The organism is Clostridium sp. TJA032 (assembly GCF_058310275.1).
Window position 1 is genome coordinate 1 of record NZ_JBZEFB010000010.1, and the last position, 7784, is coordinate 7784.

At 25.5% G+C, this 7784-nt stretch carries 7 protein-coding genes; all 7 read left to right on the top strand.

Annotated elements, in window-relative coordinates:
* The first annotated feature begins 344 nt into the window (after window positions 1-344).
* The gene (locus AC4FRL_RS11480; RefSeq protein ID WP_491140382.1) at window positions 345-566 is read left to right on the top strand and encodes a DUF1413 domain-containing protein; all 222 of its coding nucleotides are present in this window, start codon (window positions 345-347) and stop codon (window positions 564-566) included.
* A 12-nt stretch (window positions 567-578) separates the two neighbouring features.
* Window positions 579-2447 (top strand): HsdM family class I SAM-dependent methyltransferase, encoded by a 1869-nt coding sequence (locus tag AC4FRL_RS11485; RefSeq protein WP_491140383.1) that lies wholly within the window; start codon window positions 579-581, stop codon window positions 2445-2447.
* Window positions 2437-3360 (top strand): restriction endonuclease subunit S, encoded by a 924-nt coding sequence (locus tag AC4FRL_RS11490; RefSeq protein WP_491140384.1) that lies wholly within the window; start codon window positions 2437-2439, stop codon window positions 3358-3360. Before AC4FRL_RS11485 ends, AC4FRL_RS11490 begins: the two co-directional genes overlap by 11 nt.
* Window positions 3361-3677: 317 nt before the next feature.
* Window positions 3678-4559 (top strand): hypothetical protein, encoded by an 882-nt coding sequence (locus AC4FRL_RS11495; protein WP_491140385.1) that lies wholly within the window; start codon window positions 3678-3680, stop codon window positions 4557-4559.
* A gap of 1197 nt (window positions 4560-5756) precedes the next feature.
* Complete coding sequence (locus AC4FRL_RS11500) at window positions 5757-6695, top strand: site-specific integrase (protein WP_491140386.1); 939 nt, start codon at window positions 5757-5759, stop codon at window positions 6693-6695.
* 50 nt (window positions 6696-6745) lie between these two features.
* Complete coding sequence (locus AC4FRL_RS11505; protein ID WP_491140388.1) at window positions 6746-7600, top strand: hypothetical protein; 855 nt, start codon at window positions 6746-6748, stop codon at window positions 7598-7600.
* 18 nt (window positions 7601-7618) lie between these two features.
* Window positions 7619-7774 carry a hypothetical protein gene (locus AC4FRL_RS11510; protein WP_491140389.1) on the top strand — a complete coding sequence of 52 codons (156 nt, stop codon included), beginning with the start codon at window positions 7619-7621 and terminating at the stop codon, window positions 7772-7774.
* Window positions 7775-7784: the final 10 nt, after the last annotated feature.

The following is a 7784-nucleotide window of genomic DNA, read 5'->3' on the forward strand; positions in this document are numbered from 1 at the left end:
TACAGTACTTATTTAAAATAGCTAAAACTAAAGAGAAACAGGATTTCTATATGGCTTTAGCTAATTTAAAACTTCAAAAAGAGCAAAAAAAAGTAATCAAAAAGGAACATTAATGGTTTATTTAAAAGTAGCTTATCAGTTGTTGCATATTAGAGCTACTTTTTTATTTTATCTAGATGAGTTTTTAAATAAAATAATTTGTAAAAATTAAAAATAGCGTTGTTAAAAATATGTAGAATAAATTTATTATACATTGATGTATTTTTTTTATTTTTATATAATATAATTATCAGAATAAAGCAGGTTGTTAAGCTTGTTGTCAATGTTTATGTTTGGAGGAAGTTATGAGTAAATTAGATTATTGTTTAGAACAAATAAAACTATTGGAAAAAGATGAAATATTTTTAGTAAAAGACTTATTTAAAGGTTTTGAATGGAAAAGACTTGGTACAGAGCGTCTTACATTAGGAACTTTATTTTTATCATATGTTAAAGAGCATCCAGAATTAGAAATAGAGATATTAAATAAAACATCATCTAATCAACAAAGATATAAGAAGAAATAAGGAGTAAAAATTATGGCTATTGAACAATATACTGAACATTTATTACTGAAAGAAATGGATTGTGAACTTGGTGAAAATGATTTTGGATTTGTATTACCACAAGGGGATGTAAAGGAAATAGATAAAATAAATTTAATTTTAAAAGAAATGGGTGGAAAACCTAAAGAATGTTCTTTAGATAATTTTAAAATTAAAGGTAAAGGAAAAGCAAAACCAGAATTTATAATAACATTTAAAGAGGATTTAAATACAATAATAGTCGTAGAATGTAAAAATACTGTAAAAAGACATTCTACAGATGAAAAAAATAGACCAAGTTTATATGCTGAGGATGGTGTATTATATTATGCTAAATATTTAAAAAATGCTTTTAATGTAATTGCAATAGCAGTAAGTGGTACAAAAAAAGAAAGTATGAAGGTAACTACTTTTTACTGGAAAAAAGGTCAAGATGAATTTTTAGAATTAAAGAAAGCAAAAAATATAATTTTAGAACCAATAAATTATCTTCATTTAATAAGAGGGGAAAAAATTAAGAAAAAATATTCATTAGAAGAAATAAGAGAAACTGCATTAACTATGCATGATTCTTTAAGAAGTATAAAAGTAACAGAAAAACATAAGCCTTTATTTATTGCAGGGATATTAATTGCATTACAAGACGAGGATTTCTCAAGGGATTATAATAATATAACATCATATAAATTATTAGTAACAGCTTTAAATGCTGCTATTGATAATGTTTTAGGAACTAATGAAATAAATAAGAATAAAATTGATTATGTAAAAAATGCTTTTAAAACTATTGGAAATAATGAAAAATTAAAAGCTATCCCTTTATCACATAATAATTCATTAACATGGTATATAGAGCAACTTGAAATGAAAATAAAACCTATGATGATGCACACAGAAGTTACATTAGATGCATTAGGCGTATTTTATCATGAATTTGTAAAATATAGTGGAGGTGATGGAGCTGGTTTAGGAATAGTTTTAACACCTCAACATATAACAGAGTTTATGTGTGAAATTGCTGGAGTTAATAAAAATAGCAAAGTAGTAGATATATGTTGTGGATCAGCGTCGTTTTTAGTAACTGCTATGTCTAAAATGTTTGAAAAAGCAAAAGGTGAAGATGAATTTGAAAGAATAAGAAGGGAATCCCTTTATGGTGTTGAATTAGATCCAGATTTATTTACTTTAGCTGTTGCAAATATGATTGTAAGAAAAGATGGAAAATCTAATATTCAAAATGGTGATTGTTTTAATAAAAAAATAATAAAGAACTTAAAAGAAAAGAAAATCAACATTGGATTAATAAACCCTCCATACTCACAGAAAGATATATCAGAATTAGAATTTGTAGAAAATTTATTAGATATATTAATACCTGGTGGAATAGGTGTTGCAATAGTTCCTATGAGTTGTGCAATAGGAACTAAATTTAAAGAGGTAAGAGAAAGATTATTAGAAAAGAATACATTAAAGGCAGTTTTTTCAATGCCAGATGATTTATTTTACCCAACTGGAACAAATACATGCATAATGGTTTGGGAAGCACATGTTCCACATAATTCTGATATAGAAACATTTTTTGCTTATTTTAAAGATGATGGATTTGTAAAAAGAAAGAAATTAGGGCGTATCGATGCAAATAATAAGTGGAATGATATAAAAAAACAATGGTTGGATTTATACAGATATATGGATATAAAAGATGGTATAAGTGCAAGAAAGTGTGTGAATGCAGATGATGAATGGTTATGTGAAGCATATATGAAAACTGATTATAACACTTTAAATGAAGAGGCATTTGAAGATTCAATAAAAGAATATTTAGCATATTTAGTGAAAAGTGGTGATAAAATTGAAAGTTAGTGATCTTTTTGAAATGATACCTGGAAATGGTTTTGAACTATTAAATATGAATTTAAGTTCTAATAGTAATATTAATTTTGTTTCTAGAACATCACAAAACAATGGAGTTGTTGCAAAAGTAAATAAATATAATGAAATTGAGCCTTTTCCTGCAGGATTAATAACTGTTGCATTAGGTGGAAGTGTATTATCAACATTTGTTCAGACTAAACCATTCTATACTGCTTTTCATATAATGGTTTTAAAACCAAGAAAAAGCATGAGTTTTAAGGAAAAGTTTTTTTATGCTATGTGTATTAAAAAAAATGCATATAGATATAGTTTTGGACGACAAGCTAATAAAACATTAAAAGATATTGAATTACCTGATAATATCCCTAGTTGGATTGAAAAAATAGATATTAATTTTAATATTTTAAAATCTAATAATAATATTATAGAAAAAGTAAGGACAGATTCATGGAGTGAATTTAATTTAATTGATTTTTTTGATATGAAGGCAGGAAAATATTATTCAAAAGATGCATATTCAGAAGGAAAAACACCATTAGTATCTTCTAAAGATACTAATAATGGAATAATGGCATTTACTGATTTAGAATCAGAATTTGAAGGGAATTGTTTAACAATAGGAAAAGTTGATATGGCAACTTTTTATCAAAATAGACCATTTTGTGCTACATCAGATGTAACAGTATTAATACCCAAATTTAAGTTCAATAAATATATTGGATTATTTATTAAAACTGTAATAGAATTAGAAAAATATAAATGGTGTTATGGAAGACAGATTAGACTAGGTGATTGTAAAGAGTTAAAAGTAAAACTTCCAACAAATGAAAAGAAAAAAGTTCCTGATTTTAATTACATGGAAAATTATATAAAAAAAATGCCATTTGGAGATAAATTATAAAAAAAATAAATTTTAGTTCAAAAATTTGGTTTAAAAAAGCATATTAAATATATAGAGATTTTTAAGACCAAAGAAAATAAAAAATTGCAAAAAAATACAGAAAAAGATAAAATTAAAACAATAAGTAAAAAGGGAAAAACAAAAAAGAAGTTCTTCAACTTTGGTCGGATGGAAAACTTCTTTTAAAACAAAAATGCTAATTAAAACATTAATTTATTAAATTATATGTATATTGTAATAAATTTATACTAAATTTGCAATAAAATTAATTTAATAAATAAGTTAATTAGCACCCTTTAATTTAAGGAGGCTAAAAAATGAAAAAAAGTTTAGGAAATTTAAGTGACTACATTTTAGTTAATACTAAAACTGGAGAAGATAAAGGATTTCTAACGAATAAAGAAATAAAGTATTTAGATGATCATAGAAATAATGGTTATGTTAAAATGAATGACAACATAAAAAAAATAAAAGAAAATAAAAAAGATATACAAAATCTAATAGAAGTACAATTTGGAAGTTTTTATTTTTGTAAAGATAAATTTTTATCTAAAAAAGATTATATATTTAGATTTTTATATTTATGTACTTATATGAATTATAAAAATTATATTGAATTAGGTAATGGAACCAGTGAGTGTAGATTAATCAAAAAAAGAGATTTAGCAGAGATATTTTATAATTTAAGTAGAATGGAAGTATATAGAACAATAAAATTTTTTGAAGAAAATAGCATGATAAAATATGATGAGAATGGATTAATTTTAGTTAATAATATTTTTTGTGTTAGAGGAAAATGTAAAGCTAATGGTAAGATAAGAATATTTGATAATACAATAAAGGAATTATACAAAAATACTAGTAGTAAAGAGCATAAAAAATTAGGATTATTGATAGAACTATTAGACTATTTAAATTTTAATTATAATATTGTATGTAAAAATCCTAATGAAGAAAATCCTAAATTAATAGAACCATATAATTTGACTGAGATAACTGAATTATTAGGATATAGTACACCTCAAAGATTAAAAGATGCACTTTTTAATTTAAGAATATCAGAAGAAAAGGTAATAATGATAGCTAAGTTTGATAATGCTAATATGTTGATAGTAAATCCAAGAGTTTATTACAAAGGTACTAAATATGCCGATTTAAAAGGTATAATAACATTATTTGAAATATCTAAAAAATATTAATAAAGAGAGTTAAACTCTCTTTATTTTTTTGTAATAAAAGTTAAAAAAAGAGAAATCGAAATACGTTTTGTATCAGAAATGTTAGGTACCTAACATTTCTGATACAAAAATGCTATTTTACCTAACATTTCTGATACATAGGTTTTAGAGTATTACTAGTCTAGAACATAAAATCTCTTCTTGATATACCTTAACTTTTATAAGTTAACAGTATATCAAGTATTAAAATATAAATAAATGCATTTAGCATTTATTTATATTTGGGACTTTGTCCCAAACCCTAGGAGGGTTTTACCCTCCACCCAGCAGGAGGTAATCCTCCTGCACCTCAATCTATTCACTCGCCGTTCGGCAAGAAGTCGCATTTTATCAAATGCAACTTCCGTTGCAAAGTGTTTGGCTTTCATTCCATCAAGGGTATATAAACTCGTCGTACCTCCTCGCCCTTGATTCCATTCTCAGCCTTTTTTAAAAGGCTATTTTAACTTTACGTAAATAGATTTTTTTATTGTGAAACTTAAATTTAAATTACCGTAATCGAGTGGAAGATACAAACATAGACATTTCGAGTTTACAAGAAATGCCTATGCTTGTATCTGAAGGGACGATTTAAGGTAATTCAAATTTATAGTTGAACTTAAAAAATCTATTTCATATACTTTATTTTTTTTACATGATTCAATAGATCTGCATATCTTATTTATATATTTTCCTATTATTTTTTTAATTCAGTTGCTTAAAAAATTCAGTTTTAACTATTTAATCCAAAGGAAAAAAGTGTTATACTTATATTAATTTATTTATAATACAGTAAAATAAACGGCGTAAGACGATTATTTTACTGTACTAACATTTAAGTTTTTTTAATATTTTAATTATGTGTGGTACACTAAGACGATTTACTTAGAGTATATTTAAACCTTACGGTGTAATTAAAGTTTAAAGAAGGATTACTTTTGAATAGTAAATAAGTTAGGCATTGAGCTGAAACAAATGTTAGTTAAATTAAATTAAGCCGAATTGTTAAGCGGTAATTTGGGGACAGAATTGTCTGTACCATAAATTGTGGTTGTTTATTAAACAAAATAAACATTAGGATTAAAGTAGCATTACTTCCTAAAGCCCAGGCGTATTAAATGCCAAAACAATGCGTGTGTCTCAACGATAAATTAAATTCAAGAAAGAGGAGTAGTTTCAATGGCTGCTAAAAAACTTAAAGGAAGTTTAAAACATCAAATAATAATGAGATTAGATCCGTTACAGGCTTATGGAGAAAGTAAACATGAAGCTAAAAAGATAGAGAAAGCTAGATGTGCAGCGTTAGGGATTCCTTGGAATCCGACACGAGTTGAAAAGATTTATTCTATAAAGACTTATGATTTATATAAAGATAAATGTATTAGATTCGGTGAATGGGCTAAAGAAACTCATAAGATAGGTAATAATATAAATAATTTAAATAAAGATTTAGCTAGAAAGTATTTAGAATACAGAGAACAATCTGGTGATAGTCCACATTCTTTAAGAACTCATGGAGCTGCAATGGCTAAATTGCTTAGATGTAGTTCAGCGGATTTTGGATTTAACTATCCTAAAAGAACTAGAGAAACTATTACAAGATCCAGAGGAGAGAAAATGCATGATAGTGAATTTTCTATAAAAAATAATAAAGATATAATTGACTTTGGAAGAGGTACTGGTCTTAGAAGAAGTGAATTAAGCTTATTGAAACCAGATCAAATAAAAATAAATAGTAATGGTAGAGTTGTAATAGAAATAAATAAAGATAAATATGGTTGCCAATCCAAGGGAGGTAGGAGCCGTACAGTAGAGGTTTTAAAAGAATATCAAGATCATATAATCGCTATGAGAGATAAAGCTTTAGAGGAGCATAGAGAAACTGTATTTAACAAAGTACTTAATAGAATGGACGAGCATGCCCTTAGAAGGGAATATGCGGGGCTTAAATATAAAGAGATAGAAAATACTATGATAGAAGCTAAAATTGAAATAAGAGGCGATTATCATACTAGAGATGGTTCTCATAGAACTTTTGATAGAAGTATTCTGAAAGAAGTATCTGAAAATTTAGGACATAACAGAATAAATGTTGTTGTAAAACATTATCTTGATTAAGTTTAACGGGAGAGTATTCTCCCGTTATTTTATAGTTGGAGGAGTTCAAAGTGTCAATAAATGATTTTAATAATATTAAATATGGTGTTAAAGGAACTTTTGGTTATAAAGTTTATTCGAGTAAAGAAGAATTTGATAAAGAAAAAAACTATGATATTGTCTTAAGCAAGGAAAATTATGATAGTTTAATGAGTGAGTTAATTGAACTTAGAAAAATGAAAGTTGAATATATTAAACTTTTAGATAAAGAAAAGTATTTAAAAGGTTTAAGTTCTGAAGAAAAATCATTAAGAACAGAATATGTTAATTCTATAAAAAAAGAGCTTGTAGAAGTAAAAGAAAATTATAATGACTTAGTAGAAAAGTACAATAAAGTAGTACCTAATTACAATAAACTTTTAAAAGAAAATGAAAATTTAAGAAAAGATAAAAATAGTAACTGGGAAAGTGAAACTAAAACTAGAATAGAATTAAGAAAAAAAGTTAATGAATTACAAGATAAAAATAATACTTTAAGTAGTATTATTGGACGTTGGCAGCATAAATATGAAAAATTAAAGTTACAAAAAACTAAGAAAAAGAAACCTGATTATTATAATATTAACGAAATAAATGGTTACTATGAAGGTGCAGATTTATTTATAGAGGATCGTATGTACACTGGAACATATTATTTTATAAAAGGAAAAGTAGCTGGATATAAGTTTAATAAAACATTAAGCGTATTAATACCAGTTCCACAAACTAGTACATTTGATGAGGTTAAAGGATACATAGATAGCAAGGTAAATCATAATTTAAATGATTTAATAGATGATAGACATAATAATCTATGGAAAGCAGATATAGATTTTAGAAGAGGAATGTGGCGTTTGACATTTATATGTGATGAGCAAAGAAAATAAAAGGAGTGTTTAATACAAATGGATTTATATAAAGAGTTTTTAAAATATAGTTATGATGAATTACAGTACTTATTTAAAATAGCTAAAACTAAAGAGAAACAGGATTTCTATATGGCTTTAGCTAATTTAAAACTTCAAAAAGAGCAAAAAAAAGTAATCAAAAAGGAACATTAATGGTTTATTT

Bases quoted from the DNA above. Each gene is read 5' to 3' on its own strand.
- AC4FRL_RS11510 (WP_491140389.1), top strand. From the start codon at position 7,619: ATGGATTTATATAAAGAGTTTTTAAAATATAGTTATGATGAATTACAG.
- AC4FRL_RS11495 (WP_491140385.1), top strand. From the start codon at position 3,678: ATGAAAAAAAGTTTAGGAAATTTAAGTGACTACATTTTAGTTAATACT.
- AC4FRL_RS11500 (WP_491140386.1), top strand. From the start codon at position 5,757: ATGGCTGCTAAAAAACTTAAAGGAAGTTTAAAACATCAAATAATAATG.
- AC4FRL_RS11485 (WP_491140383.1), top strand. From the start codon at position 579: ATGGCTATTGAACAATATACTGAACATTTATTACTGAAAGAAATGGAT.
- AC4FRL_RS11480 (WP_491140382.1), top strand. From the start codon at position 345: ATGAGTAAATTAGATTATTGTTTAGAACAAATAAAACTATTGGAAAAA.